Genomic DNA, 13,055 nt, shown 5'->3' with positions numbered 1-13,055 from the left:
TTACCTTGTGGCTACGATACAGCTTTGACCGCGCGATTTGAGCGCGTTGCAAAAGGTTTCAGCATCCGCCCGCGTCGCAAAGGCAGCAGCGCGCAGTCGATAGAAAATGCCCTTCGCGCCCAAATCTGCTCGCTGAATATCCATGACCGCGCCTCCGAAAAGATCAGAATGCGCTTCAACGAGCTGTGACCAGGCTTTTTCAGCGGTCGGCATATCCCGAAGTGCCATGATCTGGACGAGATACTGACCGGACTGATCGAACGCACCATTATTGCTCTGATCGGGGATCAGCGTCGGTTCAACCGGTTGGCGTACCGCTTCCGGCGTTGGCTCTGGCGTCGGCGTATAGACGGGCGCCGGAGCTGGAGCGGGTGTCGGCGTCGCTGTTGGCGTCGGTGTCGGATATGGCGTTGGAGTGGTCACCGGTGTTGGTGTCGCGTTCGGTGTTGCACCGCCGCCACCTGGACGAATGTCGCGCGGGCCATCGCCAATCACCTGTTCGGACTCCGTGCGCGTCGACGCCAGCATTTCCTGAGGCTCACGCTCGCGATTATCGACCGAGTCGAACAACCGCTTTTCCTTGTTCGGGGTTTCAACGCCGCCGCTCTCGTCAGGCTTGCGTTTGTAAGGTTCAGCGTCGGCGCGAATGATCGGCGTGTCGCTTGCGTCTTTCTTCACGCCGGACTGATAGGCATTCCAGACGACCGTACCGAAAACGAGCACAACACCGACCGCCAGACCGACAACGAGCAATCCACGACCGCTGCTCTCATCATCCCTGGCGTCAAATCCACGATACTCATCACCGAACGCGGAATAAGTTGACCGCTCGCGTGGTGCATCATCTCGTGAAAACTCATCAGACATAGTGCGAATCCTTTCGTTCGCATTAACGCTATCATAACAAGAATTAACGACGCGCTAACACTTCATCACATCATGGCATCCAGATTGAAGAGGCGGCGATGTTCCTCGATCGCGAAATTGTCGGTCATGCCGGCAACGTAATCGCAGACCACACGCGCCCTTTCATCCCGGGTCACCTGCATTGCCTTACCGTTCCAAGGTGGCGGCAAAGTGTCAGGCTCGTCCAAAAAGAGATGAAAAAGGTCTTTCAGGATACGCTTGGCCTGACTGCGTTTGCGATTAACCTTATAATGGCGATACATGCGCTCCATAAGGAAAATTCGCAGCTCTTTCTGCTCTTTTTCCAGTGCGTCGGAAAACGCTACGAGCGGTAATTTCAGGTCACGCACCTCTTCAACCGAGCGCGGACGGAGATCTTTAGCACGCTTGCTTGTCTCTTTGGTCAGATCCTCAATCCAGATACCGATGAGACGACGAATGGCTTCTGCGATGACGCGGTCTTCATCCAGCAGCGGATAATCTTTCTGGACCTGACGGAATACGCGCCCGACCATCGGCACATCACAGATCTCATCAATCGTGAACAGCCGCGCAGAGAGCCCATCATCAATGTCGTGATTGTTATAGGCGATGTCATCTGCGAGCGCTGCGACCTGTGCTTCAGGTCCTGCAAATTTATCGAGCTGGAGCTCCTGCAGATACGGGAAATCGCGAAATCCCGGCGCGAGGTCTTCATAGGTCTTGCCGTTCTTCAGAAGCGGCCCATTGTGCTTGACCAGACCTTCCAGCGTTTCGAAACACAGGTTCAGACCATCGAATGTCGGGTAACGCTGTTCCAGCATGGTGACCACACGCAACGTCTGCGCATTGTGATCAAAGCCTTCGAAATCCTGCATGCATTCATCAAGTTCGTCTTCGCCTGCATGCCCGAATGGCGGATGGCCCAGATCATGCGCAAGCGCCAGAGCCTCTGACAAATCTTCATCCAGCCCGAGCGTGCGGGCGACGGAACGCGCAATCTGAGCGACTTCGAGCGAGTGGGTCAGACGTGTTCGGAAGTGATCGCCCTCATGCGCCACGAAAACCTGCGTCTTCATCTTCAGACGTCGAAACGCGCTCGCATGAATGATCCGGTCCCTGTCCCTTTGAAAGGCCGTCCGGGTCTTGGATGGCGGTTCTGTAAAGAAACGCCCCTTGCTTCTTGATGGTTCGCTCGCATATTCGACGCGAGAAGGTATCAGTTCCTGCATTAAGCTGGTCTCTTTTCGAAACGGCGTTTGGCACCTATCTAGGAGATGAACGCCAAGAAGGACGAAATTATGGAAACGCCAGTCACAATGTCCGCGAGTGCTGCACGACGCATTAATGCGATTCTTGCCGATCAAAATGGCGCTGATTTTCTGCGCGTATCGGTCGAAGGCGGCGGCTGCTCCGGATTTTCCTACAAGTTCGACTTTGGAAAATCCGTTGATGAGGATGATCTGCTCGTCGAACGGGATGGAGCCAAGGTTGCAATCGATGCCATGAGTTTGCCATTTCTCGAAGGTTCGGAGATCGACTTCGTAGATGAACTCATTGGTGCTGCCTTTAAAATTCACAATCCGAACGCGACAGCCTCATGTGGATGCGGGACCAGCTTCTCCGTCTGATACGCTCTTGCTCCGCCTCCCATATCTGCCTAACAACAGAGGAAAATGGGAGGCACGTCTATGAACGTAACGGAAGCAGTCAATCAACGCATGTCGACAAGAGCTTATCTGGACAAAGCCGTCCCGAAAGCGCTTTTGGAAGAGCTTCTGACTACGGCGCAGCGTTCGCCTTCCGGCGGGAACGTTCAGCCCTGGCGCACAATTGTTCTGACTGGCGATGCGCTTCAGAACATGATCGACACGGCGCAAGGCGTTCTCGCCAAAAACCCGGCCGGTGAACCAACAGACCGCCCCATCTATCCTGACAATCTTTGGGAACCCTATCGCTCACGGCGGTTTGGCGTTGGCGAGGCGATGTATAAAGCGCTCGAAATTCCTCGCGAAGACAAGATGGCGCGCCTGAACTGGTTCTCGAATAATTTTCGGTTCTTCGGAGCGCCAGTCGCTCTGATGTTTGTGATTGATGAGCGCATGGGCCACGGCCAGTGGGCGCATACCGGCATGTATATGCAGACGGTGGCTCTGCTTGCCGAAGAAGCTGGCCTGGGCAGTTGCTTCCAGGAATGCTGGGGCATTCTCCGGACCACGCTCAAAGCGCACCTCGGACTGGGCGAAACGGAAATGCTTTATTGCGGAATGGCTCTTGGCTATCCGGACAAATCACACCCAGTTAACTCCATGCGCGCGGACCGCGCACCTCTTTCTGAAGTCGTTGAATTCCGGGATTAGATCATGAAAATCGCAAGTTGGAACGTGAACTCCATCAAGGCACGGCTTGAAACCGTCATGGAGGTTCTGAAATCCATCGATTGCGATGTGATCTGTCTTCAGGAAATCAAATGCGAGACAGACGGATTTCCCTATCTCGAGATTGAAGATCTCGGATATTCCGTCGAAGCGCTTGGCCAGAAGTCTTACAATGGCGTGGCAATTCTGTCCCGGCTTCCCATCGAGGATGTTCAGCGCGGATTGCCTGGCAATGAAGACGATGAGCAGGCTCGCTATATCGAGGCAACAATTGGCGGCGACACGCCCTTTCGGGTCGCCTCAATTTACCTGCCGAATGGCAATCCATTTCCAGGCGAAAAGTTTGAATACAAGCTCAATTGGATGACGCATTTGCGGGCACGCGCAAAGGAGCTTCTGGCCTGGGAAATGCCTGTGGTTCTGGCCGGCGACTACAATGTCATTCCAACCGATGACGATTGCTGGGACCCGGCTGTCTGGGCCGATGATGCGCTTGCCCAGCCAGAAAGTCGTGCAGCGCTACGCGCCATTCAGAACCTCGGCTACACAGAGGCCTATGACTGCCTTGATGGCCGCAGCCATCAGTATACGTTCTGGGATTATCAGAAAGGTGCCTGGCAGAAGGACCATGGCATCCGGATTGACCATTTGCTCCTGAGCCCGGAAACGGCCGATCTTGCCAGCTCGGTCGAGATCTACAAATCAGCACGCGGCCTGACCAAACCATCAGACCACGTGCCCATCATTGGTACATTCGAAGAAGGTTGAGGCTTAGCGTTTCATGTAGGCCGAACAGGCGCTGTTAAACGCGCGCTGGGCCTTATTGAATGCGTCTGAACGTTGCATCAGGTCATCATTTTTCTTCGCCACGCGCGCCTTCAGTGTCTGAAATTCCTCACCGAGCGCTGATGCACGCGCTGCGGTTTCAGCATCACCCAGGCCCGATTCTTCCTTAGCGGCCGCATAGTCGTCACCAACATGTTCGGCCTGCTCTGCGAGCTTCTGAAGCGCTACGTAGTCTTTCTGAAGCGCTTGTCCCTCTTTGTTCAGATCACGTTGACGTTCAACGCATTCTGAGGCCGTCGCAGCCGAAGCTGCAGCGGGAAGCACAGAACCACCAATCGCGACGCCAGCAATGACAAGAAAAAGGGACTTACGCATAGAGAACTTCCTTTCGTTGGCGATCTTTATGCCAGTCTGTCCATGACCCCAGTATGAATGAAATATGCCGATTTGGGGATCTTTGCCCCATTTTCGAGTTGCGCTTATTTGCCGAGCTCATCGATGAGATGGAAGACACGGGCAAAATCCTCGAGCAACTCCCCTACTCTGTTCGGGTCATCAAGAGATTTCATCATGCTGCCTGGTTCGAACAGATCGCCGCCTTCAGCCGCGACGTAAATCCGGTCTTCATGGAACGCACAACGAAGTTTCTGGCTCTTGAATGCGGCCTCAAGTTCGACAAGCGCCTGCATGACGTCAGGGGTCAGCAGATAGCGGGATTCCACCTGATCTGTCGTGTAGACTTCCCACACTTTCTCGAACACCGGATCTTCCAGTTTTGCGCGGGACCATTTTGAGCCCATAGCGCCAAGGGCATTGAAAAGACCAGAATCGCGCGAGACTTTCGTTGTTCCGTGAAATGTCTTCGGCGAATTGATGATCCAGCACTGACCGTGGAACACCGTCACCCACTTGGTCTGAGTATTGCCTCGACTGTCCCGCGTCGTTCGTCTCTGCTCAAGATGAGCTTCGAAAAACTCAAAGCCATTTCCGTTGCGCTCGCCAATGATCTCATCTTCCAGATGCTTTCGATCCCATCTCGGAACGAGATCAAGACCTCGCGCAGCATCGAGATGTGTGCTGGCTGCGGGCGATGCCAGCTCATTATAGGTCAGCCCAAACCGCTGAGCGATGGGCTGGACCATAATCTGCTTGGCTTGCCGACCTATCGCCCGGACACCGGAATACCCCCAGTTCCCTAAGCCGAACCCCGCCATTGCCCCGATTGCGATCGGAAAGATACTCCGGAAAAAGTAGAATCCACCCAGCGCGATCAACCCGCCAATGATGAGACCGGCAGCAATAATCATGCGCGCCTTTCGCCAGGCGGCCTGGCGGTCCGCTTCCTTTTCCTTCAGCGCGGGTTCGATGTCTGTCTGGTAGATGTGCGAAAAGTCGGAAAACTCATCCGGTAGTTTCGCCAACCGGTCATATAGTCCGGCCAGTTTGTCTGTCTGTTCAGATGTCAATTTTGTCCCCAATCAACTCCATTGCCTGCGACCCAGTTCGCAAGCAGGTGCGCTCCTTCCCCCACAGAAGAAGCGCCATTCTACGATCGATCAGCAGGCATACGAAAACATGCAGAAGCAGGCCTGATCGGCAAACCTAGTCTGTCATTTGCTCGAAGCTTTGCAGCGCGTTGGCAAACTTCGTTCTCTTTTCCTGATACTCTGCCAGTCGGCTACGCTGCTCGACCACAACATCTTCCGGCGCTTTCGCGATGAAGTTCTGGTTCGACAGCTTTTTCTCGATGATCGAGATTTCCTTGTCGATTTTCCCGATCTCCTTGGCCAGACGAGACTTTTCCGATTCGATATCAAGCGCGTCGCTCACCACCAGCGCGGCTCGTGTGTCACGGTGTACCATCTGAACAGCGCCCTGAGGGACGGCTGCTTCGAAAGCGATCGTTTCAAGACGGGCGAGACGTTCAATCAAAGGCGCATAACGTTGCGTGCGCTGGATGATTTCGGCATCTGCTTCCACGAGGGCGAGACGGAGTTTAGCGCCTGCCGGCACATTCAGATCGCCGCGGAGGCCCCTGATTTCCGTGATGAATTCAATAACCCAGTCGACTTCTTCACGCGCGCTTTCATTGATCAGTCCGGCGCTGAACACAGGCCAGTTCGCAAGCATCAGAAAGTCTTCGCGTCCCGGACCGAATTCTGCGAGTTGATCCCAGAGCTCTTCGGTGATGAACGGCATGAACGGATGCAGGACCTTCAGCGTTTCATCCAGCACCCAGGCAGCTGTCTGACGGGTTTCAGATTTCGCAGCTTCATCATCGCCGTTCAGTAGCGGTTTGATCAGCTCGACATACCAGTCACAGAAAGTGTTCCAGATAAATCTGTAACAGGACATGGACGCATCGTTGAAACGATAGCCTTCCAAACCTTCCGTCACTTTGGCTGTCATCTCAGCGAGTTCGCCAACGATCCACTGATTGATTGGTTGCTTGAGCTGCGCAGGGTCGAATTTTTCCGGTTCCCACAGCGTGCACTCATTCATTTGACAGAAACGCGCCGCATTCCAGAGCTTGGTGCCGAAATTGCGGTAACCAACGATGCGGTCAATGGACAAACGAATATCGCGTCCCTGTGCCGCTTGTGAGGCCAGCGTAAACCTCAAGGCATCCGCACCGCAGGCCGGAATGCCCTCAGGAAACTGGTTTTTCGTCTTCTGCTCAATTTGCTTGAGCTTGTTCTTGTCGGTCGTTCGCGTGTCGCGAAGTCGCTTGTCGATCAGTGTCTGAAGTTCACATCCGTCAATGATGTCGAGCGGGTCGAGCACATTGCCCTCGGACTTTGACATTTTCTTCCCGTTCTCATCAAGGACGAGTGCGTGGATGTAGATGTCGTGAAACGGGATTTCCTTCATGAAGTGAAGCCCGAACATCATCATGCGGGCGACCCAGAAGAAAATGATATCAAACGCAGTGATCAGGACGGCGCCTGGATAGAACAGGCTGACCTCTTTTGTGCCTTCCGGCCAGCCAAGCGTCGAGAATGGCCAGAGCGCAGAGGAAAACCATGTATCGAGAACATCCTCGTCCTGCGTCAGCTCGACTTTCTTGCCATACTTTTTGAAAGCCTGCTTCTGAGCCGCTTCTTCGTTCTCAGCGACGAAGATCTCGCCGTCTTTCGTGTACCAGGCAGGAATGCGGTGTCCCCACCAAAGCTGGCGCGAAATACACCATGGCTCGATGTTATCCAGCCACTGGAAATAGGTCTTCGACCAGTTTTCCGGAACGAATGACGTATCGCCTTTGCGAACCGCTTCGATGGCGGGTTGAGCAAGCGTCTTCGCGTCCACATACCATTGGTCCGTCAGCATCGGTTCGATCACGACGCCAGACCGGTCGCCAAAGGGCTGCATGATCTTCTTGTTCTCGACGAAGGGAACCGAGTTGCCCTCCTTATCGGTCGTCATGACCGCGAGACCTTCCGCCGTGATGGCTTCAACGATCTTCTTGCGGCATTCATAACGATCAAGACCGCGATACTCATCGGGAACCAAGTTCACATGCGAGACATCAGCAGCACTGCCGGCTGGCGAATCGAAGCGGCTCTCACCCGCTGTCTCATGGAACATCTGAATCCAGAGGTCAGCGCGTTCCTGCGCTTCTTTTGCTGATTCTGCGTAGGATGCCCCATCCGTTCGCATATGGGCCGTCTCGTCGAGCAGCGCATATAGCGGGATGCTGTTACGTTTGGCGACGCCATAGTCATTGAAGTCATGCGCGCCCGTGATTTTGACCGCACCGGACCCGAAATCCTTATCCGGATATTCGTCCGTAATGATCGGAATCAGACGGCGTGTTTCTTTTGGTCCGACGGGAATTTCACAGAGCTTTCCAACGATCGGCGCATAGCGTTCGTCCGTCGGGTGAACCGCAACCGCGCCATCGCCCAGCATCGTCTCAGGCCGGGTCGTCGCGATCGAGATGTAGTCGCGCTCTTCCTCGAAGATGACATTGCCGTCTTCATCCTTCTCGACATAGGTGTAGGTTTCCCCACCCGCGAGCGGATATTTGAAGTGCCACATATGGCCGTCGACTTCCTTGTTCTCGACTTCGAGATCGGAAATCGCTGTCTGGAAATGCGGATCCCAGTTCACAAGCCGTTTGTCGCGGTAGATCAGGTCTTCGTTGAACAGCTCGATAAAGGTTTTCAGGACAGCCTTGGAAAGCCCCTCATCCATAGTGAAGCGTTCGCGTGACCAGTCACAGGAGGACCCAAGGCGCTTGTCCTGTTCCAGAATCTTGCCACCGGATTCCGCTTTCCACTCCCAGACTTTATCGACGAAGGCTTCACGCCCCATGGAGCGTCGATCCTGATTGCCTTCCGCAGCCAGCTTTCGTTCAACGACCATTTGCGTGGCGATACCGGCATGGTCGGTTCCAGGCTGCCAAAGCACCTTTTTCCCGCGCATGCGCTCAAAGCGGATCAGAACATCCTGAAGCGTGTGATTCAGTGCGTGCCCCATATGCAGCACACCCGTCACGTTAGGCGGCGGGATCACGATGCAATACGGATCGCCATCGCTTTCCATGTCTGGCTTGAAAGCGCCCGCTGCCTCCCATTTTTTATAAATGCGTTCTTCGGCTTCGGTCGGATTGAAATGTTGTTCGATCATGGGGTCCACATAAAAGAAAAGCGCGCCAGTCCTAGCGCGCTCATTCCGATAAATCGAGTGTCTGAGAGAAGATTAGCGTGCCATTCGGCTGATACGTTTCACTTCTTCTTCCACTTTGGCTTCAACGATGCCTGGCAGGTTCTCGTTCAGCCACTCTTTCAGCATCGGGCGCAGCATCTCGCGAACGAGATCTTCGAGACTGTTATTGCTGCCCATGGACATGGTGCCCATCAGGCGGCCAAGCGCACCAGCAGCTGAGCCAACCACTTCATCTTCAAGAAGTTTGTCATCGTCTGCTTCGACCGGCTTTTTCGGCTTCGGAGGCTCGGGCGCCTCAAAAATCGGTTCTGGTTCCGGTTCTGGCTCTGGTTCCGGCTCGGGTTCAGGTTCGAATGCGACGACATCATCGCCTTCAAAGTCGTCATTCGTGTCGACTTCGTCGAAGCTGATTTCTTCTTCCATAGGTTCCAGCTCAAGAACATCATCATCATCGATGTCCTCAACAGCCGGCTCCGCAGCTGCGCTCTCGTTTGCAGGCTCGTCGTCTTCGGAAATGATTTTTCGAATCGACGCCAGAATTTCTTCCATTGTCGGTTCTTGCTGAGCTTCGTCGGCTGCCATTTATCCAATGCCCCAATTCTGAGAGTGCGTTCCAGATGAAAATCCGAATCGCAAAACGGATTCGAGAATATAATTACATCATTTTCTGCTTTGGATAATCAAAGGTTAATCGGAAGTTTCCGAAGCGCCCAATTCACCAAGAAAAGCAAGAATTTGACTTCGGGCCATGTAAACATTTTTCCGCGCTTCTATCAAACGCAGTTCAGCATCAAGCAAGTCCTGCTCCTGATCGAGAAAATCAAGAACGGTGCGTAAGCCCACACCGACTTCAATCTCTGCGCCCTCTAAAGCCGTTCTGGCGGCTTCCACCTCTTTCTCGGCCGCCGCTACGGCGCGATTTGCGGCAATCTCCTGCGCCCAGACAGATGAAAGCTGAGCAATGAGCGCATTTTCTGCCGCGCGCGTCCGCATGCGCGCCTTTTGCAACTCCAGGCCCGCCTGACGTTCATCAGATAGCAAACGACCGTTTGAATAGAGCGAGCGACTGACGCGAAGTCCTATGGTCGCTCCTGTGTCACGAAAATCATTGTCCCAACGCCCATCCTGAACCGTCGCCGTGCCGAAAGCTTCAAGCTTTGTCTGCCTCTGACTTCTGGCTGCGCGTTTTGCCTGCTCCTGAACCCGCTCCAGACTTCTCAGCTGGCGCAGGCCTGGATTTTTCAGCCTCAGAAGCGCGAAAGCCTGATCAAGGGATGCCGGAATTTCCAGACTCTCTGTTGGCGTGACCGGTAGCTGTACTTCCATACCGGTCAATTCTGCATACCGACTTTGAGCCGCATCATATTCTGCCTGAGCTAGCGCGAGCCCTGCAATCGCAGCCTGATAGCGCGCCTGAGACAGAGCGACATCGGTTCTGGTCAGCACGCCGACCTCGAAACGTTCCTCGCTCGCCGCATACTGTTGCGACAAGCGTTCTGTATTGCGTTCGCGGATACGAACCTGTTGCGATGCGCGCGAAAGCTCCAAATGCGCTTCGATCGCGTTCGCGAGCACTTCCTGCTTTTTCGATTCGAAAGCCGCTTTCGCTGCCTCCAGATAGAATTCGGCCTGTGCCTGAGATGCTGGAATTTCACCCGATGTATAAAGTGGGTAGGTCGCATCCAACTGCGCCTGGGACACCAGAGTTTCGCCGAGATCGAAACTAAACGCCCTGTTCGAGTCCTGCGATTGTGCGAACACAGCGCCGCCCAGAGACACCGACAATCCCTTCAGCGCTTGCGCTGACAGGTTCTGCTCTTCCGCCAAGGCAATCTCAAGCCGGGCCTCTTCGAGTTCCGGATGATAGGAGATGGCTGATGATATTGTATCATCGAGTGTCTGAGCAAAACTGGAAACCGCGAAACAGCTCGTCGCGAAAAGGCAAATCAGAGACACCACACGCATGCTATCATCCTCCTGATGAGGATGATTTTGCACACATCGATCACAAAGTGAACAGCGTTCACTCCGATTGCGATAAAATTCGTTTTAGAAAACGAAATCGCGCTCGCGCTTTATTTCCGGAAGGGCTGGCGGCACGCATTCAAATGCGTTGCGGAATGAAACCGCCTGCTCGGTCGCCGTGTAGATCCGCGCATGCGCTGCGTCAGGTGTCCCGACGACCACGCCCAGACGTCCACCCGGTTTCAATTGCTTGAGCCAGGCATCCGGAACATACTCCACCAGACCGTTTACCAGAATGGCATCATATGGACCTTCGGCAGCGTAACCATCTTCCAGCTTACCGGAGACGAACGCAACGCGGTCATACCCGAGACTGGAAAGCAACTCGCCCGACGCTTCGCTAACGTCTTCATCCACTTCCAGCGCGATGACCGTATCGACCAGCGCATTCATCAGCGCCGCCGTGTACCCCTCACCTGCACCAATCACCAACGCCAGGTCACTGGATTTCAGAGCCATCGCCTGAAGCAGTTTCGAAAGATCGCGAGACAACCAGAAAGCCCGGCCTTCAACGGTCGGCAACTCAAGCTCTGAATAAGCAACCGATTGCTTGGCCTTTGGCACAAACGCTTCTCTGGGAATTGTCGCGAACGCGTCAATAACAGCTTTGTCAGTCACATCGTTCGGGCGGATCTGACAGTCCACCATCTTCTTTCGCGCTATTTCAAAATCCACGGGATCAGACTCACTCATTGTTGGCGTGTGCGCCTATTAGCATAGTGACCGTCTCGAGCAATATCATTGCTAAAAAGTCGGAATGGCTTCTTCTAACATGAGAATTCCAATTATCGGTCAATCAATTGCAAAAATTCATTGACCTGAGCCCGTTTCTTGATCAGAAAGCGCCTCTCTGGAAAGGCCCTGTGGCGGAGTGGTGACGCAGCGGATTGCAAATCCGTGTACCCCGGTTCGATTCCGGGCGGGGCCTCCAACCTTCCCAATCGCAATTCAACGAATTCCGCTAAGAATTGGGTTACCTTTGTTTACACCTCATTAACGGAATCGTGTGATTCATAATCGGGTCTTCTCCTTAGAAGACACCCCACCATCACCCAACGCCTCGGCGGGAGTTCGCTCCCGCCATTTTTTTTGGAAAAATTGCATTTTCCCATTTGACGACAAGAATGCGGCTCGCTATACCGCCGCTTCCAAGTGATCCGCGATAGCTCAGTTGGTAGAGCAGGCGACTGTTAATCGCCCGGTCGTAGGTTCGAGTCCTACTCGCGGAGCCACCATCCCCACCCGATTTCCACCGAAATGATGTACCGATGTTTTGCACCAGCGAGCAAAACTTGTTCGGTTCAATTTTCTCAAGGCACTTGTAAGCAAATTACCGCGAAAGGCAGCTTGCTTCCCGCCCCATGTTTGCTACGACCCTCTGATGAGTATTGTGCAATTTAGGGGGCATGAGTGAAACATCTAACGCACTTGGACCGGCTTGAAGCCGAAAGCATGCATATCATGAGGGAGGTGGTCGCCGACGCAGAGCGACCTGTCATGCTGTATTCTGTGGGGAAAGACAGCGCGGTTATGCTCCATCTTGCGATGAAGGCGTTTTATCCGAGCAAGCCTCCATTCCCCCTTCTGCATGTCGATACGACATGGAAGTTTCGCGAAATGATCGAGTTCCGTGATCGGCGTGCGTCCGAAACGGGCCTTGATCTGCTGGTTCATGTCAATCCGGAAGGTGTCGAGCAAAACGTTGGTCCGTTTTCTCATGGTTCGGCTGTTCACACCGACATCATGAAAACACAAGCGCTGAAACAGGCGCTGGAAAAGTACAAATTCGACGTGGCATTTGGTGGGGCCCGCCGCGACGAAGAAAAGTCCCGTGCGAAAGAACGTATCTGCTCTTTCCGTACGGCTCAGCACCGCTGGGATCCGAAGAACCAACGTCCGGAACTCTGGAATCTCTACAACACGCGTATCTCAAAAGGTGAGAGCATTCGTGTGTTTCCACTCTCGAACTGGACCGAGCTGGATATCTGGCAGTACATCCGTCGCGAGAGCATTGAAATCGTTCCGCTCTATTATTCCGCCAAGCGCCCCGTCGTTGAATGGGAAGGCGCTCAGATCATGGTCGATGACGACCGGATGCCGGAAGAACTTCGCAAGACCGCTGTCGAAAAATCCGTTCGCTTCCGTACGCTCGGTTGCTACCCGCTGACCGGCGCAGTCGAAAGTGAAGCCACCAGCTTGGAAGACATTATCCAGGAAATGCTTCTGACCAAATCGTCAGAGCGTCAGGGCCGCGTCATTGACCGCGATCAGGCCGCCTCGATGGAAAAGAAAAAAGAAGAAGGATACTTCTAA

12 protein-coding genes and 2 tRNA genes are annotated in these 13,055 nt (G+C 54.0%); 6 read left to right on the top strand and 8 right to left on the bottom strand.

Features of this window, described 5'->3' with window-relative positions; all coding sequences use genetic code 11:
- A complete protein-coding gene (locus ACFQDM_RS17245) occupies positions 1-867 on the bottom strand; it encodes an SPOR domain-containing protein (protein ID WP_377381334.1) in 867 nt (288 codons plus the stop codon).
- Positions 868-932: 65 nt separating this feature from the next.
- The gene (locus tag ACFQDM_RS17240; protein WP_377381331.1) at positions 933-2,117 is read right to left on the bottom strand and encodes a deoxyguanosinetriphosphate triphosphohydrolase; all 1,185 of its coding nucleotides are present in this window, start codon (positions 2,115-2,117) and stop codon (positions 933-935) included.
- A gap of 66 nt (positions 2,118-2,183) precedes the next feature.
- Between ACFQDM_RS17240 and erpA the strand changes: the two genes are divergently transcribed.
- The 3 genes from erpA to ACFQDM_RS17225 are packed head-to-tail and all read left to right on the top strand — an operon-like array spanning position 2,184 to position 4,031.
- Positions 2,184-2,516 (top strand): iron-sulfur cluster insertion protein ErpA, encoded by a 333-nt coding sequence (gene erpA / locus ACFQDM_RS17235; protein ID WP_377382491.1) that lies wholly within the window; start codon positions 2,184-2,186, stop codon positions 2,514-2,516.
- Positions 2,517-2,576: 60 nt separating this feature from the next.
- On the top strand, positions 2,577-3,245 hold the full coding sequence (locus tag ACFQDM_RS17230; protein WP_377381329.1) for a nitroreductase: 669 nt from the start codon (positions 2,577-2,579) through the stop codon (positions 3,243-3,245).
- 3 nt (positions 3,246-3,248) lie between these two features.
- Positions 3,249-4,031 carry an exodeoxyribonuclease III gene (locus ACFQDM_RS17225; RefSeq protein WP_377381326.1) on the top strand — a complete coding sequence of 261 codons (783 nt, stop codon included), beginning with the start codon at positions 3,249-3,251 and terminating at the stop codon, positions 4,029-4,031.
- Positions 4,032-4,034: 3 nt separating this feature from the next.
- Here the strand turns inward: ACFQDM_RS17225 and ACFQDM_RS17220 are convergent, their stop codons facing one another.
- The 6 genes from ACFQDM_RS17220 to ACFQDM_RS17195 all read right to left on the bottom strand — a co-directional run bounded on the left by ACFQDM_RS17220 (position 4,035) and on the right by ACFQDM_RS17195 (position 11,435).
- Positions 4,035-4,424 carry a hypothetical protein gene (locus ACFQDM_RS17220; RefSeq protein ID WP_377381324.1) on the bottom strand — a complete coding sequence of 130 codons (390 nt, stop codon included), beginning with the start codon at positions 4,422-4,424 and terminating at the stop codon, positions 4,035-4,037.
- A 104-nt stretch (positions 4,425-4,528) separates the two neighbouring features.
- Entirely contained in the window at positions 4,529-5,515 is a 987-nt protein-coding gene (locus ACFQDM_RS17215) for a DUF3137 domain-containing protein (protein WP_377381321.1), read from the bottom strand.
- Between the two features lie 136 nt (positions 5,516-5,651).
- On the bottom strand, positions 5,652-8,678 hold the full coding sequence (locus ACFQDM_RS17210; protein WP_377381318.1) for a valine--tRNA ligase: 3,027 nt from the start codon (positions 8,676-8,678) through the stop codon (positions 5,652-5,654).
- Between the two features lie 72 nt (positions 8,679-8,750).
- Positions 8,751-9,299 (bottom strand): PopZ family protein, encoded by a 549-nt coding sequence (locus ACFQDM_RS17205; RefSeq protein WP_377381315.1) that lies wholly within the window; start codon positions 9,297-9,299, stop codon positions 8,751-8,753.
- 105 nt (positions 9,300-9,404) lie between these two features.
- Complete coding sequence (locus ACFQDM_RS17200) at positions 9,405-10,682, bottom strand: TolC family protein (RefSeq protein WP_377381312.1); 1,278 nt, start codon at positions 10,680-10,682, stop codon at positions 9,405-9,407.
- Positions 10,683-10,766: 84 nt separating this feature from the next.
- The gene (locus tag ACFQDM_RS17195; protein ID WP_377381310.1) at positions 10,767-11,435 is read right to left on the bottom strand and encodes a protein-L-isoaspartate O-methyltransferase family protein; all 669 of its coding nucleotides are present in this window, start codon (positions 11,433-11,435) and stop codon (positions 10,767-10,769) included.
- Positions 11,436-11,599: 164 nt separating this feature from the next.
- Between ACFQDM_RS17195 and ACFQDM_RS17190 the strand changes: the two genes are divergently transcribed.
- From ACFQDM_RS17190 to cysD, 3 genes are all read left to right on the top strand, one after another.
- Positions 11,600-11,673: transfer RNA gene (locus ACFQDM_RS17190), tRNA-Cys, on the top strand.
- A gap of 225 nt (positions 11,674-11,898) precedes the next feature.
- Positions 11,899-11,974: transfer RNA gene (locus tag ACFQDM_RS17185), tRNA-Asn, on the top strand.
- 178 nt (positions 11,975-12,152) lie between these two features.
- On the top strand, positions 12,153-13,055 hold the full coding sequence (gene cysD / locus ACFQDM_RS17180; protein WP_377381307.1) for a sulfate adenylyltransferase subunit CysD: 903 nt from the start codon (positions 12,153-12,155) through the stop codon (positions 13,053-13,055).

The organism is Ponticaulis profundi, assembly GCF_042659465.1.
GTDB lineage: Bacteria > Pseudomonadota > Alphaproteobacteria > Caulobacterales > Hyphomonadaceae > Ponticaulis > Ponticaulis profundi.
This window is presented reverse-complemented; position numbering and strand designations above follow the sequence as displayed.